This window comes from Kocuria oceani (assembly GCF_029524215.1).
In the GTDB taxonomy this organism is placed as follows: Bacteria; Actinomycetota; Actinomycetes; order Actinomycetales; family Micrococcaceae; genus Kocuria; species Kocuria oceani.
In genome coordinates, this window is record NZ_JARAMH010000003.1 from 224,824 (window position 1) to 246,279 (window position 21,456).

Here is a 21,456-nt window from a genome sequence, read left to right on the forward strand (position 1 = left end):
GTGGTCATGTCCGGGCCCGGTACTAGAGTGGAGGGCGTGTCTGAGCCGATCCCCACGTCCACCCTGGTCCTGAACCCCGCCGACGAGCCCTCCGAGCCCGGCGCGGGCGCAGCCTCCGCCGCCGTGTCCAGGGCCACCCACAAGTCCGATCTCACCGAGATCGTGGTCCAGGGGGCGCGCGAGCACAACCTCGACAACGTCTCGCTGACCGTGCCCCGGGACGCGATGGTCGTGTTCACCGGCCTGTCCGGCTCCGGGAAGTCCTCCCTGGCGTTCGACACGATCTTCGCCGAGGGCCAGCGCCGGTACGTGGAGTCCCTGTCCTCCTACGCCCGGATGTTCCTGGGCCGGGTGGACAAGCCCGACGTCGACTTCATCGAGGGACTGTCCCCGGCGGTGTCCATCGACCAGAAGTCCACCTCCCGCAACCCGCGCTCCACCGTCGGGACGATCACCGAGATCTACGACTACATGCGCCTGCTGTGGGCGCGCATCGGTCAGCCGCACTGCCCCGTGTGCGGGGAGAGGATCGAGAAGCAGACCCCGCAGCAGATCGTGGACCAGCTGCTGGAGATGCCGGAGAAGACCCGCTTCCAGGTCCTCGCCCCGGTGGTGCGGGAGCGCAAGGGCGAGTTCGCCGACCTCTTCCAGGAGCTCTCCACGAAGGGCTTCTCGCGCGCCACCGTGGACGGGGAGACCGTCCAGCTCTCGGACCCGCCCAAGCTCAAGAAGCAGTACAAGCACACCATCGAGGTCGTCGTCGACCGCCTCGTGGTCAAGGAGGGCATCCGCCAGCGCCTGACCGACTCGGTCGAGACGGCGCTGGGCCTCGCCGAGGGCCGCGTCGTCGTCGAGCTCGTGCCCCGCTCCGACGAGGAGATCGCCCACCCGCTGGAGCTGCGCCGGCCGTTCTCCGAGAACCTCGCCTGCCCCAACGAGCACCCGCTGCAGGCCGACGAGATCGAGCCCCGCTCCTTCTCCTTCAACGCCCCCTTCGGGGCGTGCCCGGAGTGCGACGGCATCGGCTCCCGGCTCGAGGTCGACGAGGACCTGGTGGTCCCCAACGCCGACCTCTCCCTGGTGGAGGGCGCCATCGCCCCGTGGTCGCTGGGCAAGGCCACCAGCGAGTACTGGAACCGGCTGCTCGCCGGGCTCGGCCAGGAGGTCGGCTTCGACCTCGTCACCCCCTGGGGCAAGCTGCCCGCCAAGGCGCGCAAGGCGATCCTCGAGGGCAAGGACTACCAGGTCACCGTGGCCTACCGGAACCGCTTCGGCCGGGAGCGCCGCTACACCCAGGGCTTCGAGGGCGTGATCGGCTACATCAAGCGCAAGCACGCCGAGACCGAGTCCGACCACGCCAAGGACCGCTACGAGCAGTACATGCGCCAGGTCGCCTGCCCCGCCTGCGACGGCGCACGGCTGAACCCGACCATGCTCGCCGTGACGGTCGGCGGGAAGAACATCGCCGAGACCACCCGCATGCCCATGCGCGAGGCCCACGAGTTCTTCCGCGACCTGCAGCTGAGCGCCCGGGACGCGAAGATCGGCGACCAGGTGCTCCGGGAGATCCAGGCCCGCCTGACGTTCCTCGTGGACGTGGGCCTGGACTACCTCAACCTGGAGCGCGCCGCCGCGACGCTCTCCGGCGGCGAGGCCCAGCGCATCCGCCTGGCCACGCAGATCGGCGCCGGGCTCGTGGGCGTGCTCTACGTCCTCGACGAGCCCTCCATCGGCCTGCACCAGCGGGACAACCGCCGGCTCATCGAGACCCTCACCAAGCTGCGGGACATGGGCAACACCCTCATCGTGGTCGAGCACGACGAGGACACCATCCGCGAGGCCGACTGGATCGTGGACGTCGGCCCCGGCGCCGGCGAGCACGGCGGCCGGGTGGTGCACTCCGGGACCTACGACGAGCTGCTCGCCAACGAGCGCTCCATCACCGCCGACTACCTCTCCGGGCGCAAGGCCATCGGCGTGCCCGCCCGGCGGCGGCCGGTGGACCGCAAGCGCATGCTCAAGGTCGTGGGCGCGCGCGAGAACAACCTCCAGGGCATCGACGTGGCGTTCCCGCTCGGCGTGCTCACTGCGGTCACCGGGGTGTCCGGGTCCGGGAAGTCCACCCTGGTCAACGACATCCTCTACACGTCCCTGGCCAACAAGCTCAACGGCGCCAAGCAGGTCCCGGGCCGGCACAAGCGGATCGACGGCGTGGACCAGCTGGACAAGGTGGTGCACGTGGACCAGAGCCCCATCGGGCGGACCCCGCGCTCCAACCCGGCGACCTACACCGGGGTGTTCGACCACATCCGCAAGCTCTTCGCCGAGACCCCCGAGGCGAAGGTGCGCGGCTACCAGGCCGGCCGGTTCTCCTTCAACGTCAAGGGCGGGCGCTGCGAGGCGTGCTCCGGCGACGGCACGATCAAGATCGAGATGAACTTCCTGCCCGACGTCTACGTCCCGTGCGAGGTGTGCAAGGGCGCCCGGTACAACCGGGAGACCCTCGAGGTGCACTACAAGGGCCGGACCATCGCCGAGGTGCTGGAGATGCCCATCGAGGAGGCCGCGGAGTTCTTCAAGGCCTTCGGCCCGATCGCCCGGCACCTGAACACCCTCGTGGACGTGGGCCTCGGCTACGTCCGCCTCGGCCAGCCCGCCACCACCCTGTCCGGCGGCGAGGCCCAGCGCGTGAAGCTGGCCGCCGAGCTGCAGAAGCGCTCCAACGGCCGCTCGATCTACGTGCTCGACGAGCCCACCACCGGGCTGCACTTCGAGGACATCCGCAAGCTGCTGCTCGTGCTGCAGGGCCTGGTCGAGAAGGGCAACACGGTGATGACCATCGAGCACAACCTCGACGTCATCAAGTCCGCCGACTGGGTGGTGGACCTCGGGCCCGACGGCGGCTCCGGCGGCGGCCGGGTGATCGCCGAGGGCACCCCCGAGCAGGTGGCCCGCAACGCGGACAGCCACACCGGGCGGTTCCTCGCCGAGATCCTCGGCGAGCAGACCGCGGGAGCCGCCCGATGACCGCCCCCGTGGTGCTCTGGGACCTCGACGGCACGCTCCTGGACCCGGCCGGGGCGATCACCGGGGGCATCGCCCGGGCGCTCGCCGAGCACGGGCACGCCGTGCCCGAGGACCTGCACCGCTTCGTGGGCCCGCCCGTGGGCTGGTCCCTGCGGGCGTTCACCGACGTCCCGGAGGAGGAGATCGCGCGCGTGGTGACCACCTACCGGGCCCGGTACCGCACCGAGGGCCTGGCGCAGACCCGGGTCTACCCCGGGGTGGAGGACCTGCTCGCGCAGCTGCACGGCGCCGGGGTACGGATGGCCGTGGCCACCCAGAAGCCCGAGCCCACCGCGGAGCTGGCCGTGGAGCGGTTCGGCCTCGGCCGCTGGTTCGAGACCGTCTCGGGGGCCGCCGACGACGCCGCGGCCGCCCCGCGCGACGGAGCGGTCCACGAGAAGCCCGCGATCATCGGCGAGGCCCTGCGCCGGCTCGGCGTGGACGCCCCGGACCCGGCCCGCACGGTGATGGTCGGGGACCGCCGCTACGACGCCGAGGGCGCGCTCGCCCACGGGATCGACTGCCTGGGCGTGCGCTGGGGCTTCGCCGGCGAGGACGAGCTCGGGACCGGCTTCGCCGCCGTGGCCGGGGACGCCGCCGAGCTCGGGGAGCTGCTGGACCGGTACACCCAGCCCGCGCCGACGGGCCGCTGAGGGGGCCCGGACCGTGGCCGATCCGGAGAGCTACCGCCCCGCCCGCCAGGACATCCCGACCGACCCGGGCGTCTACCGCTTCCGGGACGAGTACGGGCGCGTGGTCTACGTGGGCAAGGCCAAGAACCTGCGCAACCGGCTCAGCTCGTACTTCGCGCCCCCGCACACGCTCAGCCCCAAGACCCGCGCCATGGTCACCACCGCGGCCGGGGTGGAGTGGACCGTGGTGGGCAGCGAGCTGGAGTCCCTGCAGCTCGAGTACACGTGGATCAAGGAGTTCAAGCCCCGGTTCAACATCGCCTACCGGGACGACAAGTCCTACCCCTACCTCGCCGTGACCATGTCCGAGACGGTCCCGCGCGCCCAGGTGGTGCGGGGGGAGAAGAAGAAGGGCAACCGCTACTTCGGCCCCTACTCGCAGGCCTGGGCGATCCGGGAGACGCTCGACGCCCTGCTGCGGGTCTTCCCGGTCCGCACGTGCTCCAAGGGCGTCTACCGGCGCGCCGAGCAGTCCGGGCGCCCGTGCCTGCTCGGCTACATCGACAAGTGCTCCGCGCCCTGCGTCGGCCGGATCTCGGAGGAGGACCACTACGCCCTCGCCGAGGACCTGTGCCGCTTCATGGCCGGCCAGGCCACCCCGTTCGTCAAGGAGCTGCAGCGGCAGATGCAGGAGGCCGCCGCGGACATGGACTTCGAGACCGCCGCCGCCCGCCGCGACGACATCGCCGCCCTGGAGAAGGCCTTCGAGCGCAACGCCGTGGTGCTCTCCGACAGCACGGACGCGGACTTCTTCGCCCTCGCCGAGGACGAGCTCGAGGCCGCCGTGCAGGTCTTCCACGTGCGCGGTGGCCGCATCCGCGGCCAGCGCGGCTGGGTCACCGAGAAGGTCGAGGAGGCCGACGGCGGACGGCTGCTGGAGCAGCTGCTCGAGCAGGTCTACGGGGAGACGGCCGCGGAGGCCTCCGAGAGCGCCGCCATCGCCGCGGCCGCCGCGCCGCCGGAGCCGCGCGGCTCCAAGCACCGGCCCGCCGCCGAGCTCGCCTACCGCGAGGACGCCATCCCGCGCACCGTGCTGCTCTCCGAGCCCGCCGACAGCGCCGACCGGCTCGAGGAGTGGCTCTCCGGGCTGCGCGGCTCCCGGGTCACCATCGCGGTGCCGCAGCGGGGCGAGAAGGCCCACCTGATGGAGACGGTGCGGGAGAACGCCCGGCAGGCGCTGAAGCTGCACAAGTCCAAGCGCGCCGGGGACATCACCACCCGCTCCGCCTCGCTGCAGGAGCTGCAGGAGGCGCTGGGCATCCCGGTGCCGCTGATGCGCATCGAGTGCTACGACATCTCGCACGTGCAGGGCACCAACGTGGTCGCGTCCATGGTCGTGTTCGAGGACGGGCTGCCGCGCAAGGCGGACTACCGGAAGTTTTCCATCACCGGGGAGGCGGCCCGGGACGACACCGCCTCGATGTACGACGTCATCTCCCGCCGCTTCCGCCGCCACCTCGAGGAGAAGGCCCAGCGGGAGGCCGCCGGTCCCCGCACCGGGCAGGTCGAGGCCGGGGCCGAGGCGCCGGAGCGGGCGCGGTTCGCGTACCCGCCCAGCCTCGTGGTGGTCGACGGCGGCCCGCCGCAGGTCGCCGCCGCGGCCCGGGCGCTGGCGGACCTCGGCATCGACGACGTGCACGTGGTCGGCCTCGCCAAGCGGCTGGAAGAGGTGTGGGTCCCGGACGACGAGTTCCCGGTGATCCTGCCGCGTGCCAGCCAGGGCCTGTTCCTGCTGCAGCGCATCCGCGACGAGGCCCACCGCTTCGCCATCACCTTCCACCGCAAGAAGCGCTCCTCCGCGATGACCGTCTCCGTGCTGGACGAGCTGCCCGGGGTGGGGCCGGCCAAGCAGAAGGCCCTGCTCAAGCACTTCGGGTCGGTCAAGAAGCTCAGAGCGGCCCGGGTGGAGGAGATCGAGCAGGTGCCGGGGTTCGGGCGGGCGCTGTCGGAGAAGGTCGCCGCCGCCCTGCAGTCCCAGCAGGAGGACGCCGCCCCGGCCGTGAACATGACCACGGGCGAGGTGCTCTCCTGAGCCGCCGCCCCGCGTCGTGACGGCCGGCCCGGGCCGCGAACCCGGTTAGGCTGGAACGGACCGCCGCGGGCACGGGCGGCGGGCCACCGCACCGGGCGGGGCGGCCCGCGGCCGGACGGCCCGGGACGGGACGGTCCGGAGCAGGACACGTGAGGGCAGGCCGAGGCAGGACGACGGGAGACGGATCGGACATGAGCGAGCACACCGCCGGCACGGACACGGCCGCGGACGGAACGGTCCACGCGAAGCCCACGAGCTCGGAGCTGCTCATCGTCACCGGCATGTCCGGGGCCGGGCGCAGCACCGCCGCCAACGCCCTGGAGGACCTCGGCTGGTACGTGGTCGACAACCTGCCGCCGCAGATGCTGCACACCCTCGCGGACCTCGTCTCCCGCACCCCGCAGGCCCTGCCGAAGCTGGCCGTGGTGATCGACGTCCGCGGCAAGGCGCTGTTCAACGACATGAAGGAGACGCTCGCGGCCCTGGAGGCCTCCGACGTCGACTTCTCCGTGCTGTTCCTGGACGCGGCCGACGAGGTGCTGGTCTCGCGCTACGAGCACCAGCGCCGGCCCCACCCCCTCCAGGCCGGCGGCCGGATCCTGGACGGGATCCGGGCGGAGCGGGCCCTGCTGACGGACCTGCGGGAGTCGGCCGACGTGGTGCTGGACACCTCCGGGTTCAACGTGCACGCCCTGTCCAAGGCCGTGGCCGACCTCTTCTCCACCAACGGGCCCGTGGTGCTGCGCCTGACCGTGCTCAGCTTCGGCTTCAAGTACGGGGTCCCGGCGGACGCGAACTACGTGGCCGACGTCCGCTTCATCCCGAACCCGCACTGGGTCCCGTCCCTGCGGCCCCGCACCGGCAAGGACCCCGAGGTGCGGGACTACGTCTTCCAGGACGAGGGGCCGCGGCAGTTCGTGGACCGCTTCGTCTCGATGCTGGAGCCGGTCTTCGCGGGGTACCGTACGGAGAACAAGCACTACGCCACCATCGCGATCGGCTGCACGGGCGGGAAGCACCGCTCCGTGGCCGTCAGCGAGGAGGTGGCCCGCAGGCTCGCCAAGCTGCCGCTCGTGACCGTCAACATCCAGCACCGGGACGTGGGCCGGGAGTGACCGGCCAGCCCTGACCCCCTTTGGACCCTCGATGACCTTTCCCCCCACCGGCGCGTTCCCCCGGCTGCCGCTGAGCAGCCGCGCCGAGGCCGACCCGCACCACACCCCGGACCCGTCCGGGCGGCGCCCCGGCGACGAGAGCCCCTCCGTGGTGGCCCTCGGCGGCGGGCACGGGCTCTCGGCCAACCTCGCCGCACTGCGGCGCATCACCCCGCTGCTCACCGCCGTCGTGACGGTCGCCGACGACGGCGGCTCCTCCGGCCGGCTGCGCGACGAGCTCGGTGTCCTGCCCCCGGGGGACCTGCGGATGGCCCTCGCCGCCCTGTGCGACGACTCGGAGTGGGGCCGGACGTGGCGCGACGTCATGCAGCACCGCTTCAGCAGCGCCCAGGGCCGGGCCACGACCCTGGACAACCACGCCCTGGGCAACCTGCTGATCGTCACGCTGTGGGAGCTGCTGGGGGACCCGGTGGCCGGCCTCGAGTGGGCCGGTGCCCTGCTGGGCGCCCGCGGCCGGGTGCTGCCGATGTCCACGCAGCCGCTGGTGATCGCCGGGGACGTGCCCGGCGCCGGGACCCCCGGCCGCCCGGCGGACCCGGGCGCGGTACGCACGATCACGGGGCAGGCGGTGCTCGCCAAGCAGGCCGACGTGGGCAACGTGCGCCTCGTCCCGCCCGACGCCCCGGCGTGCCCGCAGGCCGTGGAGGCGGTCGGGCTCGCGGACTGGGTGATCCTGGGACCGGGATCCTGGCACACCTCCGTGCTGCCGCACCTGCTGCTGCCGGAGCTGCGCCGGGCCATCTGCGACTCCGCGGCCCGCCGCTGCGTCACGCTGAACCTGTCCCCGGACACCGAGACCCAGGGCAAGACCGCGGCCGACCACCTGCGGGTCCTGCACGCCTACTGCCCCGACCTGACCCTCGACGTCGTACTGGCCGACCCCTCCGCCACCGAGGACGGCGCCGACCTCGAGGAGGTCGCCGCGTCCCTGGGCGCCGAGGTCTTCTACGCCGACGTCCGGGCTCACCCCGGCACCGCCGTGCACAACACCCTCAGGCTCGCGGCCGCCTACCAGGAGATCTTCGAGCGCCACCGCTGAGCCCGCCCGCACCGCCCCACATCCAGAGTCCCCAGGAAAGGAACCGCGTGGCCCTGACGTCATCGGTCAAGGAAGAACTGTCCCGCCTCGAGATCAAGAAGTCCTCGGAACGGCGCGCCGAGCTGTCGGCCCTGCTGCGCTTCGCGGGCGGACTGCACATCGTCTCGGGACGCATCGTCGTCGAGGCGGAGGTCGACCTCGGCGCCACGGCGCGCCGGGCGCGCCGGGCGATCGCCGAGGTCTTCGGCCACGAGAGCGAGATCGTGGTCGTCTCCGGCGGCGGACTGCGCCGCGGCAGCTCCTACGTGGTGCGCGTCGTCCAGGACGGTGAGGCCCTCGCCCGGCGCACCGGGCTGCTGGACTCGCGCGGGCGCCCGGTGCGCGGGCTGCCGCCGGCCGTGGTCAACGGGGCCGTGGCCGACGCCGAGGCCGTGCTGCGCGGCGCCTTCCTCGCCCACGGCTCCCTCACGGAGCCCGGCCGCTCCGCCGCGATGGAGTTCACCTGCCCCGGGCCCGAGGCCGCCCTGGCGCTGGTGGGCGCGGCCCGCCGGCTCGGCGTGCTCGCGAAGGCCCGCGAGGTCCGGGGGGTGGACCGGGTGGTCGTGCGCGACGGTGACGCGATCGCGGCGCTGCTCACCCGGATGGGCGCCCACCAGACGCTGCTGCAGTGGGAGGACCGCCGGATGCGCAAGGAGGTCCGGGCCACCGCCAACCGGCTCGCCAACTTTGACGACGCCAACCTCCGCCGCTCCGCCCAGGCCGCCGTCGCCGCCGGCGCCCGGGTGGAGCGGGCGCTGGAGATCCTCGGCGACGAGGTCCCCGAGCACCTGCGGCAGGCGGGGGAGCTGCGGCTGTCCAACAAGCAGGCGAGCCTGGACGAGCTCGGCCGGCTGGCCGACCCCCCGCTGACCAAGGACGCGGTCGCCGGCCGGATCCGCCGGCTGCTGGCCATGGCGGACCGCCGGGCCGAGGAGCTGGGGATCCCGGGCACGGACGCGGGGGTGGCCGCGGACGCCATGCCGTCCTGAGCGCCGTCCGGGATGCTGCACCGCCGGGGCCGGCGGGGTAGATTCGCCCGCCCCGGCGTGGTGCGGCCCGGGCTCGATCTGCCTCTCCGTGGGTTTCCGATGCCCTGGACACCAGAATGTGGTTTTGTGTGGGTTTTGGGATGAATTTGGGTTGAATCTTTCATGACCCCAAGACAACCCATCGATAACCACGTAGAATGGACGCGGTTCATCGATCCAGATCCCGACCAACACAGGAGAACCCAGTGACCATTCGAGTGGGAATCAACGGCTTCGGACGCATCGGACGCAACTTCCTCCGCGCGGCGCGCGAGCAGGGCACCAACATCGAGGTCGTGGCGGTCAACGACCTCACGGACCCGGAGACCCTGGTCCACCTCTTCAAGTACGACTCCATCATGGGCCGCTACCCCGGTGAGGTCGCCCTGAACGGCGACGGCATGACCGTCGACGGCCAGCAGATCACGTTCCTCGCCGAGCCGGACCCCGCGAAGCTGCCCTGGGGCGACCTGGGCGTGGACGTCGTCGTCGAGTCCACCGGCCGCTTCACCAACGGCAGCAAGGCCAAGGCCCACCTGGACGGCGGCGCCAAGAAGGTCGTCCTGTCCGCACCGGGCAAGGAGATCGACGGCACCTTCGTGCCGGGCGTGAACCTGGACTCCTACGACTCCGCGTCGATGAACATCGTCTCGGCGGCCTCCTGCACCACCAACTGCCTCGCCCCGATGGCCAAGGTGCTCAACGACGCGTTCGGCATCGAGCGCGGTCTGATGACCACCATCCACGCCTACACCGCGGACCAGAACCTGCAGGACGGCCCGCACTCGGACCTGCGCCGGGCCCGCGCCGCCGCCCTGAACATGGTGCCCACCACCACCGGCGCGGCCGCCGCCGTCGGCCTGGTGCTGCCGGAGCTCAAGGGCAAGCTGGACGGCTTCGCCGTGCGCGTCCCGGTGCCCACCGGCTCCGTGGTCGACCTGACCTTCGAGGCGTCCCGGGAGGTCTCCGTCGAGGCCGTCAACGCCGCCATGAAGGAGGCCGCCGAGGGCCCCATGAAGGGCATCGTCAAGTACACCGAGGACCCCATCGTCTCCTCGGACATCCAGGGCGACAGCATCTCCACGATCTTCGACGCCCCGCTGACGAAGGTCATCGACAACCAGGTCAAGGTCATCGCCTGGTACGACAACGAGTGGGGCTACACCTCCCGGCTCGTCAACGTCGTCCAGCACGTCGGCGACCAGCTCTGAGCGGCGGCGGCGCGGCGGCCCCGGGGTAGGGTGAGTGGCATGGCTCATGCACTTGACGAACTGATCGCCGACGGCGTCGCCGGACGCCGCGTCCTGGTCCGCTCGGACCTCAACGTCCCGCTGGACGGCTTCGCGGTGACCGACGACGGACGCGTCCGCGCCTCGCTGCCGGTCATCGAGAAGCTCGCCCACGCCGGGGCCCGCGTCATCGTGATGGCGCACCTGGGCCGCCCGAAGGGAGAGGTCGACCCGAAGTACTCGATCGCCCCCGCCGGGCAGCGCCTGGCCGACCTGGCCGACATGCCGGTGCGGGTCGCCACCGACGTCGTCGGCCCGGACGCCCGGGACAAGGCCGGGGCCCTGGCCGACGGCGAGGTGCTGGTGCTCGAGAACGTGCGCTTCGACCCCCGGGAGACCTCGAAGGACGACGCCGAGCGCGGCGCCTTCGCGGACGAGCTCGCCGCCCTGACGGGTGAGGGCGGGGCCTACGTGGACGATGCGTTCGGGGCGGTGCACCGCAAGCACGCCTCCGTCTTCGACATCGCCCACCGGCTCCCGGCCTACCAGGGCGACCTGGTCAAGCGGGAGCTGGACGTGCTCACGAAGGTCGTCCAGGACCCGGAGCGGCCGTTCGTGGTCGTCATGGGCGGCTCCAAGGTATCCGACAAGCTCGCCGTGATCGAGAACCTCATCGGAAAGGCCGACTCCCTGCTCATCGGCGGAGGGATGGTCTTCACGTTCCTGGCGGCCCAGGGCCACCGCGTCGGCGGGTCGCTGCTGGAGGAGGATCAGATCGAGACCGTCAAGGGCTACCTCGAGAAGGCCGCCGCCGCCGGCACGGAGATCGTGCTGCCCGTGGACGTCGTGTACGCGGCGGCGTTCGCCGCCGACGCGGCGCACGAGACCCGTCCCGTGGAGGACATCGTGGGCGGCGAGATCGGGGCCTCCGGCCTCGGCCTGGACATCGGCCCCGCCTCGGCGGCGCTGTTCGCCGAGCGGATCAAGGCCGCGCGCACCATCTTCTGGAACGGCCCCATGGGCGTGTTCGAGATGGACGCGTTCGCCGCCGGCACCCGGGAGGTCGCCGAGGCCATCGTCGCCGCGGACGCCATGAGCGTGATCGGCGGCGGGGACTCCGCCTCGGCGGTGCGCAACCTGGGCTTCCGCGACGACCAGTTCGGCCACATCTCCACCGGCGGCGGAGCCTCCCTCGAGTTCATCGAGGGCAAGGAGCTGCCCGGGGTCGTCGCCCTCGGCGCCTGACCCGCACGCACCACCGCGGAAGGGCACCCCGGCCCTGCACGGCCTGGGTGCCCTTCCGGCCCAGCGCACCACTGCCGACCCGCACGACGAGCGGCGCACCCGCCGCGGACAGGAGTTCCCCGATGACTTCGCAGACCAACGGACAGTTCGACCGCACGCCGCTGATCGCCGGCAACTGGAAGATGAACATGGACCACGCCCAGGCCATCACGCTGCTGCAGAAGCTCGCGTGGACCCTGGACGACGCCAAGCACGACTACTCCCGCGCCGAGGTGGCGGTCTTCCCGCCGTTCACCGACCTGCGCTCGGTGCAGAGCCTCGTCGACGGCGACGACCTGCGCGTGGTCTACGGCGCCCAGGACCTCTCCGACAAGGACTCCGGCGCCTACACCGGCGACATCTCCGGGCAGTTCCTGGCCAAGCTCGGCTGCACCTACGTGCTCGTGGGCCACTCGGAGCGCCGCACGATCCACGGCGAGACCGACGAGCAGTGCAACGCCAAGATCGGCGCCGCCCACCGCCACGGCCTCGTCCCGGTGCTGTGCGTGGGCGAGGGCCTCGAGGTCCGCCAGGCCGGGGAGCATGTCGCGTTCACCCTCGAGCAGCTGCGCGGCTCCATCGCCGGACTCGACGCGGAGCGGGTGGCCGAGCTCGTCGTGGCCTACGAGCCGGTCTGGGCGATCGGCACCGGCGAGGTCGCCGGCCCCGGCGACGCCCAGGAGATGGCCGCGGCCATCCGCGCGGAGCTCGCCGGGCTCTACGACGAGGCGACCGCCGCGAAGACCCGCATCCTCTACGGCGGGTCGGCGAAGGCCGCCAACGCCGGGGCGATCCTGCAGGGCAAGGACGTGGACGGCGTGCTGGTCGGCGGCGCCAGCCTCGACGCGCAGGAGTTTGCTAGCATTGCCAGGTTCGAGCAGCACCTCGTGACCGACTGATCACGACCCCCTGACCGTCCGCGCCCCGCCCGGCGCGGCTGCTCGACGGACACCCCGAGGGAAGGCCCCAGTGGAAATTCTGCAGACCGTGCTCCTGGCGATCATCGTGATCACCAGCCTCCTGGCCGTCCTGCTCGTGCTCCTGAACAAGGGCAAGGGCGGCGGGCTCTCCGACATGTTCGGCGGCGGGATGACCCAGTCGCTCAACACCTCCGGGGTGGCCCAGAAGAACCTCATCCGGCTCACCACCGCCACCGCCGTGGTGTGGGCGCTGTCCATCGCCGCGTACGCGCTGACCATGCGCTTCACCGAGGTCGCCGCCTGACCCGCTTCCGCACCGGCTGAGCGCGCTCCGCACGCAACCGGCCCCGGGTTCCCCGGCCGACCACGACATTCCGTGATCGGTCGGGGAACCCGGGGCCGGCCGCGTTCGCGGCTCAGCCGCCGAGCGCGTCCCGGGCCACGAGCAGCAGCGTCTCCTCGGTCCCGCGGACCCCGGCGCCGGGCGTGCGCTCCAGCGGGGCGCCGGCCCGCACGGCCGCGACGGCCTCGGCCTTGTCAGCCCCGGCCACCAGGAACCAGACCCGCCGCGCCGCGTTGACGAGCGGCAGGGTCATGCTGATCCGGTCCGGCGGGGGCTTGGGGGAGCCGTGCACCGCGACCACGGTGGCCCCGGTCTCGTGGACGTGCGGCAGGCCGGGGAACAGGGACGCCACGTGGCCGTCCGGCCCGAGGCCCAGCAGGGAGAGGTCGAAGACGGGGAAGGCCTCCGCGCGCTGCTCCGCGTCGGCCGCGGCGGCGAGCTCGCGACGGTAGTCGAGGGCGGCCTCCTCCGCCGTGGCGAACTCGTCGGCGCTGCCCATGTAGTGCACCCGGTCCGGGTCCAGGGTCAGGGCGCCGCCGAGGGCCTCCACGGCCTGGACGCTGTTGCGCTCGGGGCTGTCCTCGGCCACGAACCGTTCGTCCGACCACCACACGTTCACGCGCGACCAGTCGACCTCGCTGCGGCGGGGCGAGGCGCCGAGCGCGGCGAGCACGGCGGCGCCCATGCTCCCGCCTGTGAGGACGACCGTGGCCTCCCCGCGCTCCTGCTGCGCCTCCGCGAGGACGGCCAGGGCCCGCTCGACGCTCTCCGCGGCCAGCGTGTCCTTGTCCGGGTGGGGGACCGTCTCGGCTCCGGGGCTCACGCGCGGTCCTCCCCGGAGGTGGTGGATGCGGCCTGCGCGACCGGCTCGGACGCCGGGACAGCGGTCCCGGGGGCCGCCGGCTGTTCCCCGTCGGCCCGGCCCCCGCCGTGCTCGGCCAGGAACCGCGCCGCCCCGGGCGCCAGCTCCCCGGCGGTGTCGACGATCCGGGCGACCCGGACGTCGCGCAGCCCGGTGGTCAGCACCTCGCCGTACACCTCGTCCGGGTCCAGGCGGCGCAGCTCCTCGGCGATGCAGGCGTTGAGGTCCCGCACCGGCATGGCGATCTGCTGGTCCGGCTGGCCCGGCTGGCGGAGCCAGGCGACCGTGCGCCCGGGCCGCTCGAGCACGATCTCGCCGTCGTCCCGCACCAGCGTGACGCGGTCCAGGCGGCGGGGACCGGGGTTGTTCACGAAGGTCACCTCGGCGTCGAGCCGGGTGCCGAGCCAGGTGCCGAGCAGCACCACGCTGGGGGAGCGGCCGCAGCCCTCGACGACGACCTCGCGCACGGGCGCGGGGTCGGCCTGGTCGAGGACCGCCGCGAGCTGGATCCGCCAGTTGGTGACCCGCGTCCAGGCGAGGTCGGTGTCGCCCGGCACGTACCGTCGGCGCAGCTCCGCGAGGGTCTCGTAGGCGTCGTCGCTGCGCGCGGAGTCCATGATCCGCCGGTGGGCGATCCCGGCGATCGAGGAGGTGTGCGGCGAGGGCGGCGGCACGGTGTGCGGCCACCACGCCACGATGGGCGCGTCCGGCAGCAGGAGCGCGGAGAACAGGGTCTCCGTGGGCTCGGCCAGCTCGCCGTAGCCGTGCAGCACGATGACCTCCGACGCCCCGGCGTCCCCGCCCATGCGCAGCTGGGCGTCGAGCCGGGTCTCCTCGGACGAGGAGTGCGCCACGTGCACGAGGATCCGGCACGGGTGCTCGTGGCTGGCGAAGTTCGCCGCCTCCAGCGCGGCCTCCGAGTGCCCGGCCTGGGCGAGGATCACCAGCGTGAGCACCCGGCCCAGCGTGACCACGCCGTGCTGGTCCCTCAGCTGGCTCAGCTTCTTGTCGATGGCCGAGGTGGTGGTGTTCTCCATCGATACGATCACGGTCGCCTCCAGACGCGTCCGTCGCGGGCCAGCAGCTCGTCGGCGGCGGCGGGTCCCCAGGACCCCGGCGCGTACGGCTCCGGCATGATCTCCTGCTCCGCCCAGCACTCCTCGAAGGGGTCGAGGATGCGCCAGGACAGTTCGACCTCCTCGTGGTCCGGGAACAGCGGCGGCTCCCCGAGCAGCACGTCGAGGATGAGCCGCTCGTAGGCCTCGGGGCTGGACTCGGTGAACGAGTGGCCGTAGCCGAAGTCCATGGTGACGTCGCGGATCTCCGACTGCGTCCCGGGCACCTTGGAGCCCAGCCGGATGGTCACGCCCTCGTCGGGCTGGATCCGGATCACGATCACGTTCTGCCCCAGGGCCTCGTGCCCGTTGTCCCCGAAGAGCAGGTTGGGGGAGTTCTTGAACTGCACCGCGATCTCGGTGACGCGCCGGCCCAGGCGCTTGCCGGCGCGCAGGTAGAACGGCACGCCCGCCCAGCGGCGGTTGTTGATGTCCAGGCGCAGCGCCGCGTAGGTCTCGGTGCGCGAGTCCTCGGGGATGTCCTGCTCCTGGTGGAAGGCCCGCACGCGCTGCCCGCCCTGCAGTCCGGCCTCGTACTGCCCCAGCGCCGAGTGCGCCGCGAGGTCGTCCGGGACCACGACGGAGGCGAGCACCTTGGCCTTCTCCGCGCGCATGTGGTGCGCCTGGAAGGACAGCGGCTCCTCCATGGTGGTCAGGGCCAGCAGCTGCAGGAGGTGGTTCTGGATGACGTCACGGGCCGCGCCCACGCCGTCGTAGTAGCCCGCGCGGGAGCCGATGCCGATGTCCTCGGCCATGGTGATCTGCACGTGGTCCACGTAGCGGGAGTTCCACAGCGGCTCGAACATCTGGTTGGCGAAGCGCAGGGCCAGGATGTTCTGGACCGTCTCCTTGCCCAGGTAGTGGTCGATGCGGAAGACCGAGTCGGCGGGGAACACCCGCTCCACGATGGCGTTGAGCTCGGCCGCGGACGCGAGGTCGTGGCCGAAGGGCTTCTCGATCACCACCCGGCGCCACCCGGCGGCGTTCTCGTGCTGGGCGAGCCCGTGGTCGGCGAGCTGCTGGCACACCGTCTCGAACGCCTTGGGCGGGATCGAGAGGTAGAAGGCGTGGTTGCCGCGCGTCCCGGCGTGGACGTCGAGCTCCTTGAGGGTCGCCTTGAGCGCCTCGTAGGCCTTGTCCTCGTCGAACTCCCCGCGCACGAACCGCACGCCTGAGGCGAACTGGCGCCACACGTCCTCCTGGAAGGGGGTGCGGGCGTGGGCCTCCACGGACTCCCGCACGACCTCGCGGAACTGCTCGTGGGACCAGTCGCGGCGGCCGAAGCCGACGAGCGCGAACGACGGCGGCAGCAGCCCCCGGTTCACGAGGTCGTACATCGCCGGCAGCAGCTTCTTCTTCGCGAGGTCGCCGGTCACGCCGAAGAGCACGAGCGCCGACGGGGCGGCGACCCGCACGAGCCGTCTGTCCCTCGGGTCCCGCAGGGGATTGCGGGCATTGTTGTCTGGCAACGGTACTCCTTCACGTCTCTGCGGGCCCGCGGGCGGGCGCCGCCCTCGAGCTCCTCCACGCACAACGGTCGGCGCGGGGCGTCCCGCGCCGACCGTGGCGTCCTCCCATTCTAGGACAGCGCTGCTGGTGGCTCCGACCGGCTACCGGCCGAGGGCCTCGACCGCCTGCCGCAACCGCGCCACGCCCTCGGCGCGGTCGGTGAGCCGCAGCCGCAGCACGGGGCGGCCGTGGTCGGCGAGGACCTGGGCGTCCCCGTCCGCCTGCGCGGAGATCAGCTCGCCGAAGCTGAAGGGGCTGTCCGGGATGTCCAGGTCCGTCCCCGAGGCGGCGGTGATCTGCAGGTACACGCCCTCCGCCGGGCCGCCCTTGTGGTACTGGCCGGTGGAGTGCAGGAACCGCGGACCCCACCCGAAGGTGACGGGCCGGCCCGTGGCCCGGGCGAGGACCGGGCGGATGCCCTCCAGGTCCGTCCAGGCCAGGCGGTCGAAGTACGCCTGCACGGACAGGTAGCCGGTCGCCGGCAGCTGGGCGAGCAGCTTGCCGAGCGCGTCCTCGACCGTGCGGGTGCCGTCGAGCAGCTCCTGCGCGCCGCGGATCTCGACCGGGCCGTCGACGACGTCGGCGGGCGTCGGCTTCGGCTTGTCCGCGAGCAGCGCCCGGGTCGCGTTCTTGGCCGACTCCACGTCCGGCTGGTCGTACGGGTTGATGCCCAGCAGACGCCCGGCGACCGCGGTGGCGACCTCCCACAGCATCAGCTGCGAGCCGAGGGACCCGGCCACCCGGACGACGTCGCCCTGCGGCGCCTCCTCGGCGTCCTCGGCGACGAGCTCCACCACGAGGACGTCGGCGGCGCCGGCCTCCGGGGCGTCGCCGTCGCCGACGACGACGGGCAGCACGCCCTTGCCCTCCTTGCCCGTGGACTCCGCGATCAGCTGCTCCGCCCAGTCGGCGAACCCGGCGATCCCGGAGCCGAGGTCCCGGAAGACCAGCTTGTTGCGCAGGGGCTCCGTGCCGCCGAGGGCCGCCCCCAGGTGCAGGGCGGGGTTGTCCTCGGCGTCCTCGCGCAGCACCTCGGCGGCCTCGTCGGCATCGTCCAGCAGCGCCTCCACGTCCACCCCGGCCAGGCCGGAGGGGACCAGCCCGAACGCGGTGAGCGCGGAGAAGCGCCCGCCCACGGTCGGGTCGGCGGTGAAGACGCGGCGGTAGCCGGCCTCCCGGGCCGAGGACTCCATGGGGGAGCCCGGATCGGTGACCACCACGATGCGCGAGGCGGCGTCGATCCCGGCCTCCTCGAACGCCCGGGCGAAGACCCGGCGGGCCGAGTCCGTCTCCACGGTGGAGCCGGACTTCGAGGAGACCACGATCGCGGTCCGCTCCAGCCGGTCGGCCAGGGCCGCGCCGACCATCTCCGGGTCCGTGGAGTCGAGCACGAACAGCTCGACGCCCGCGGTGCGGGTGATCACCTCGGGGGCCAGGGAGGACCCGCCCATGCCGGCCAGCACGAACCGGTCCACCCCTTCGGCGGCGAACTCCTCCCGCAGAGCGGTGATCTGGGCGACCAGCGGACGGGAGACCTCGGCCGCCTCCACCCAGCCCAGCCGCTTGGCGGACTCCTCCTCGGCCGCGGCACCCCACAGCGTGGGGTCCTGGGCGAAGAGCTTCGAGGCGAACCCGTCGCCCACGAGCGCGGGGACGTGCCGGTCGACGGCCTCGCGGGCCGCGCCGGAGGTCTGGACGGACAGGGAACTCATGGGTCTCCTTCTTCGGGTCGGGCAGGGCGGTACGGGTGTGGGACGCTCCGGCTCAGCGGGCGTTGTCGAGGGCGGTGCGGACCGTCTCGAGCAGTTCCGCCCAGGAGTCCTCGAACTTGGTCAGTCCCTCGGCCTCGAGCTTCTCCACGACCTCGTCGTAGGAGATCCCCACGCCGGCGATCCGGTCCAGGAGTTCGTTGGACTCCTCGTAGGTGCCGGTGATCGTGTCGCCGGTGATCTCGGCGTGGTCGAAGGTCGCCTCGAGAGTCTTCTCCGGCATGGTGTTCACGGTGTTCGGGGCCACCAGGCCGGCGACGTACAGGGTGTCAGGCAGGGACGGGTCCTTCACCCCGGTCGAGGCCCACAGCGGCCGCTGCGGGTTCGCCCCGGCCGCGGCCAGGCGCGCCCAGCGCTCGGTGTCCAGGGACTGTTCGAAGACCTGGTAGGCGAGGCGGGCGTTGGCCAGGCCGGCCCGGCCCTTCAGGCCCTCGGCCTCCTCGGTGCCGACCGCGTCCAGGCGCTTGTCGATCTCGGCGTCCACGCGCGAGACGAAGAAGGAGGCCACGGAGTGGATCCCGGCGAGGTCCTTGCCGTTCTCCAGGGCCTGCTCCAAGCCCAGCAGGTAGGCGTTGATGACCGCGCGGTAGCGCTCCAGGGAGAAGATCAGCGTCACGTTCACGGAGATCCCCTCGGCGATGGTCGCGGTGATCGAGGGCAGCCCGGCCTCGGTGGCCGGGATCTTGATCAGCGCGTTGTCCCGGCCGATGGTCGTCGACAGGCGCTGGGCCATGGCCGCGGTCGCGTCCGCGTCCTGGGCCAGGCGCGGGTCCACCTCGATGGACACCCGCCCGTCCACGCCCTGGGTGGCCTCGGCGATCGGGGCGAACAGGTCGCAGGCGTCGCGGACGTCGTCGGTGGTGATGGCCAGCACGGCCTCGTCGACGTCGGTGCCGGCCGCGGCGAGCTCCTTGACCTGGTCCTCGTAGGCGTCGTGGGCGGCGAGGGCGGCGGCGAAGATCGTGGGGTTGGTGGTCACGCCCACGACGTCCTTCTCGTCGATCAGCCGCTGCAGGCCGCCGGAGGTGAGGCGTTCGCGGGAGAGGTCGTCGAGCCAGATCGAGACGCCGGCGTCGGAGAGCTTCTGGGTGGGGGTGGTCATGTGTGTCAGTCCTCGTGTTCGGGGCGGCGCGTGCGGGGCACGCGCTGCGCGGAAGGTGCTCTGTCGGTGCGCGCCGCGGGTCAGCGGTTCGCGGAGACGGACTCCTGAGCGGCGGTGAGGGAGTCCTGGGCGGCCGCGACCACCGCCTCGGCGGTGATGCCGAACTCGCGGTAGAGGGTCTCGTAGTCGGCCGACTCCCCGAAGTGCTCCAGGGACACCGCCCGCCCGGCGTCGCCGATCAGGTCCCGCCAGGACATGGCGATCCCGGCCTCCACCGAGACCCGGGCCTTCACGGCGGCCGGGATCACGGACTCGCGGTAGTCGGCGTCCTGGGCGTCGAACCACTCCCGGCACGGCATGGAGACCACCCGGGCGGAGACGCCCTGCTCCTTGAGCAGCTCACGGGCCTCCACCGCCAGGGACACCTCGGAGCCGGTGCCGATCAGCACCACGTCCGGGGTGCCCTCGGAGTCGGCCAGCACGTACCCGCCGCGGGCGGTGCCCTCGGCGGAGGCGAACTTCTCGCCCTCGGCCTCGGGGTGGAGGTCCTGGCGGGCGAAGGTCGGCACGTTCTGACGGGTCAGCGCGATACCGGCGGGGCGCTCGTGCCCCTCCAGGATCGTGCGCCAGGCGATGGCGGTCTCGTTGGCGTCGGCCGGGCGGACCACGTCCAGTCCCGGGATCGCGCGCAGGGCCGAGAGCTGCTCCACCGGCTGGTGGGTGGGCCCGTCCTCGCCCAGACCGATCGAGTCGTGGGTCCACACGTAGATCGAGGGGACCTTCATCAGGGCCCCGAGCCGCACGGCCGGGCGCTGGTAGTCCGAGAAGATCAGGAACGTCCCGGAGAACGCCCTCGTCTGGGAGGACATGGTGATGCCGTTGACGATCGCCGCCGCGGCGTGCTCACGGATCCCGAAGTGCAGCACCCGTCCGTAGGGGTGGCCCGTCCACTTGTTCGTGGAGCGGGCCTCCGGGATGAAGGAGGCCGCGGACTCGATGGTGGTGTTGTTGGACCCGGCCAGGTCGGCAGAACCGCCCCACAGCTCCGGGAACGTCTCGGCGATGGCGTTGAGCACCTTCCCCGAGGCCGAGCGGGTCGCCACGTCCTTGCCCGCCTCGAAGACGGGGAACGCCTCCCGGTGGTTCTCGGGCAGCTCCTCGGCCCGGATCCGGTCGTAGAGGGCCGCCCGCTCGGGGTTGGCCTCCCGCCAGTCGTCGAACTTCTGCTCCCACTCCTGGCGGTAGGAGCTCATCCGGTCCTGGATCCCGCGCGTGTGGGCCAGGATCTCCTCCTCCACCTGGAAGGTCTGCTCCGGGTCGAAGCCGAGGATCTCCTTGGTGGCGGCGACCTCCTCGGCCCCGAGCTTGGAGCCGTGGATCCCGCCGGTGTTCTGCTTGGTCGGGGCCGGCCAGCCGATGATCGTGCGCAGCGCGATCATCGAGGGCTTCGACGTCTCGGCCTTGGCCGCGCGGATCGCCGCGTAGAGCTCCTCGACGTCCTCGACGTAGTCCCCGGACTTCGTCCAGTCCACCCGGTTCACGTCCCACCCGTAGGCCTCGTAGCGCTTGAGCACGTCCTCGGTGAAGGCCACGTCGGTGTCGTCCTCGATGGAGATGTGGTTCTGGTCGTAGATCACCACGAGGTTCCCCAGCTCCTGCACCCCGGCCAGGGAGGACGCCTCGGAGGTGATCCCCTCCTGCAGGTCCCCGTCGGAGGCGATCACGTACACCGTGTGGTCGAACGGGGACTCCCCGGCCGGGGCGTCGGGGTCGAACAGGCCCCGGGTGTAGCGCTGGGCGTAGGCGAATCCCACCGCAGAGGCCAGGCCCTGCCCCAGCGGGCCGGTGGTGATCTCCACCCCGGTGGTGTGCCGGTACTCCGGGTGCCCCGGGGTCTTCGACCCCCAGGTCCGCAGCGACTTGATGTCCTCCAGCTCCATGCCGTATCCGGAGAGGAACAGCTGCAGGTACAGGGTCAGGGAGGTGTGCCCGGGGGAGAGGATGAACCGGTCCCGCCCCGTCCACCGGTCGTCGGTGGGGTCGTGGCGCATCACCTTCTGGAACAGCAGGTACGCCGCCGGGGCCAGCGACATCGCCGTGCCCGGGTGTCCGCTGCCCACCTTCTCCACCGCGTCCGCGGCCAGCACCCGGACGGTGTCCACGGCGCGCTGGTCCTGCTCGGTCCACTTCAGCTTCACATCGAGATCGGTCACGAAAATCGGAGCCCTTTCTGCTGGGAGCCGCTGCCGTGC

Annotated in this window: 16 protein-coding genes; 10 read left to right on the plus strand and 6 right to left on the minus strand. The window is 72.4% G+C overall.

Annotated elements, in window-relative coordinates:
• Positions 1 to 27: 27 nt before the first annotated feature.
• From uvrA to secG, 10 genes are all read left to right on the plus strand, one after another.
• The gene (uvrA, locus tag PU704_RS04690) at positions 28 to 3,027 is read left to right on the plus strand and encodes an excinuclease ABC subunit UvrA (protein WP_277550522.1); all 3,000 of its coding nucleotides are present in this window, start codon (positions 28 to 30) and stop codon (positions 3,025 to 3,027) included.
• Positions 3,024 to 3,719, plus strand: a complete 696-nt coding sequence (locus PU704_RS04695) for an HAD hydrolase-like protein (protein WP_277550397.1) — start codon at positions 3,024 to 3,026, stop codon at positions 3,717 to 3,719. Before uvrA ends, PU704_RS04695 begins: the two co-directional genes overlap by 4 nt.
• 13 nt (positions 3,720 to 3,732) lie before the next feature.
• Entirely contained in the window at positions 3,733 to 5,790 is a 2,058-nt protein-coding gene (uvrC, locus tag PU704_RS04700; protein ID WP_047805024.1) for an excinuclease ABC subunit UvrC, read from the plus strand.
• 191 nt (positions 5,791 to 5,981) lie between these two features.
• Entirely contained in the window at positions 5,982 to 6,905 is a 924-nt protein-coding gene (gene rapZ / locus PU704_RS04705; RefSeq protein WP_277550398.1) for an RNase adapter RapZ, read from the plus strand.
• A gap of 31 nt (positions 6,906 to 6,936) precedes the next feature.
• Positions 6,937 to 8,004, plus strand: a complete 1,068-nt coding sequence (locus PU704_RS04710) for a gluconeogenesis factor YvcK family protein (RefSeq protein ID WP_277550400.1) — start codon at positions 6,937 to 6,939, stop codon at positions 8,002 to 8,004.
• 47 nt (positions 8,005 to 8,051) lie between these two features.
• Positions 8,052 to 9,032 (plus strand): DNA-binding protein WhiA, encoded by a 981-nt coding sequence (whiA, locus tag PU704_RS04715; RefSeq protein ID WP_047805027.1) that lies wholly within the window; start codon positions 8,052 to 8,054, stop codon positions 9,030 to 9,032.
• 245 nt (positions 9,033 to 9,277) lie between these two features.
• Positions 9,278 to 10,282: a type I glyceraldehyde-3-phosphate dehydrogenase gene (gene gap, locus PU704_RS04720; RefSeq protein WP_277550401.1), complete on the plus strand. Its 1,005-nt coding sequence runs from the start codon at positions 9,278 to 9,280 to the stop codon at positions 10,280 to 10,282.
• 39 nt (positions 10,283 to 10,321) lie between these two features.
• Positions 10,322 to 11,545, plus strand: coding sequence for a phosphoglycerate kinase (locus tag PU704_RS04725; protein WP_277550402.1), 1,224 nt, complete (start codon positions 10,322 to 10,324; stop codon positions 11,543 to 11,545).
• Positions 11,546 to 11,667: 122 nt separating this feature from the next.
• Positions 11,668 to 12,483 (plus strand): triose-phosphate isomerase, encoded by an 816-nt coding sequence (tpiA, locus tag PU704_RS04730; RefSeq protein ID WP_277550403.1) that lies wholly within the window; start codon positions 11,668 to 11,670, stop codon positions 12,481 to 12,483.
• Between the two features lie 70 nt (positions 12,484 to 12,553).
• Positions 12,554 to 12,808: a preprotein translocase subunit SecG gene (gene secG / locus PU704_RS04735; protein WP_062733570.1), complete on the plus strand. Its 255-nt coding sequence runs from the start codon at positions 12,554 to 12,556 to the stop codon at positions 12,806 to 12,808.
• Between the two features lie 112 nt (positions 12,809 to 12,920).
• Here secG and pgl read toward each other — a convergent pair whose 3' ends face one another.
• The 6 genes from pgl to tkt all read right to left on the minus strand — a co-directional run bounded on the left by pgl (position 12,921) and on the right by tkt (position 21,417).
• The gene (gene pgl / locus PU704_RS04740; protein WP_277550404.1) at positions 12,921 to 13,670 is read right to left on the minus strand and encodes a 6-phosphogluconolactonase; all 750 of its coding nucleotides are present in this window, start codon (positions 13,668 to 13,670) and stop codon (positions 12,921 to 12,923) included.
• The gene (locus PU704_RS04745; protein ID WP_277550405.1) at positions 13,667 to 14,758 is read right to left on the minus strand and encodes a glucose-6-phosphate dehydrogenase assembly protein OpcA; all 1,092 of its coding nucleotides are present in this window, start codon (positions 14,756 to 14,758) and stop codon (positions 13,667 to 13,669) included. Before PU704_RS04745 ends, pgl begins: the two co-directional genes overlap by 4 nt.
• Positions 14,755 to 16,266 (minus strand): glucose-6-phosphate dehydrogenase, encoded by a 1,512-nt coding sequence (gene zwf / locus PU704_RS04750; RefSeq protein ID WP_277550523.1) that lies wholly within the window; start codon positions 16,264 to 16,266, stop codon positions 14,755 to 14,757. The genes PU704_RS04745 and zwf overlap by 4 nt, the downstream gene beginning before the upstream one ends.
• Positions 16,267 to 16,434: 168 nt before the next feature.
• Positions 16,435 to 18,045, minus strand: a complete 1,611-nt coding sequence (locus tag PU704_RS04755) for a glucose-6-phosphate isomerase (RefSeq protein ID WP_277550406.1) — start codon at positions 18,043 to 18,045, stop codon at positions 16,435 to 16,437.
• A 52-nt stretch (positions 18,046 to 18,097) separates the two neighbouring features.
• Positions 18,098 to 19,204 (minus strand): transaldolase, encoded by a 1,107-nt coding sequence (tal, locus tag PU704_RS04760; RefSeq protein ID WP_047802746.1) that lies wholly within the window; start codon positions 19,202 to 19,204, stop codon positions 18,098 to 18,100.
• An 80-nt stretch (positions 19,205 to 19,284) separates the two neighbouring features.
• Positions 19,285 to 21,417 (minus strand): transketolase, encoded by a 2,133-nt coding sequence (gene tkt / locus PU704_RS04765; protein ID WP_277550407.1) that lies wholly within the window; start codon positions 21,415 to 21,417, stop codon positions 19,285 to 19,287.
• Between the last annotated feature and the right edge of the window lie 39 nt (positions 21,418 to 21,456).

Bases quoted from the DNA above. Each gene is read 5' to 3' on its own strand.
- PU704_RS04695 (WP_277550397.1), top strand. From the start codon at position 3,024: ATGACCGCCCCCGTGGTGCTCTGGGACCTCGACGGCACGCTCCTGGAC.
- PU704_RS04725 (WP_277550402.1), top strand. From the start codon at position 10,322: ATGGCTCATGCACTTGACGAACTGATCGCCGACGGCGTCGCCGGACGC.
- tpiA (WP_277550403.1), top strand. From the start codon at position 11,668: ATGACTTCGCAGACCAACGGACAGTTCGACCGCACGCCGCTGATCGCC.
- PU704_RS04755 (WP_277550406.1), bottom strand. From the start codon at position 18,045: ATGAGTTCCCTGTCCGTCCAGACCTCCGGCGCGGCCCGCGAGGCCGTC.
- tal (WP_047802746.1), bottom strand. From the start codon at position 19,204: ATGACCACCCCCACCCAGAAGCTCTCCGACGCCGGCGTCTCGATCTGG.
- PU704_RS04710 (WP_277550400.1), top strand. From the start codon at position 6,937: ATGACCTTTCCCCCCACCGGCGCGTTCCCCCGGCTGCCGCTGAGCAGC.
- rapZ (WP_277550398.1), top strand. From the start codon at position 5,982: ATGAGCGAGCACACCGCCGGCACGGACACGGCCGCGGACGGAACGGTC.